A 229-nucleotide genomic window follows, 5' to 3' on the forward strand; every position below is an offset into this window, starting at 1 on the left:
GTGCAAGTGCGAATGGTCAGGAAGCGGTGGTAGCAGCAATCAACGCAGCGCCGAGTGCTAACCCGATCAACATCGCCGCAGATGTCCTAGACTTGTTGCCACAACTAAAACGCAACCTGCCAAGCACGATCAAAATGGACGTGCTGTACGACTCAACCGTTGCGATCAACGAATCGATTAGCGAAGTAATCAAAACTATCATTGAAGCGGCGATCATCGTACTAGTAGT

General features: G+C 49.8%; 1 protein-coding gene. It reads left to right on the plus strand.

The features are described from left to right. Positions 1–229, plus strand: a 229-nt coding sequence (locus ABT56_RS23110; RefSeq protein WP_047881251.1) for an efflux RND transporter permease subunit, incomplete at both ends; no start/stop codon positions are given.

Source organism: Photobacterium aquae, from assembly GCF_001029445.1.
In the GTDB taxonomy this organism is placed as follows: Bacteria; Pseudomonadota; Gammaproteobacteria; order Enterobacterales; family Vibrionaceae; genus Photobacterium; species Photobacterium aquae.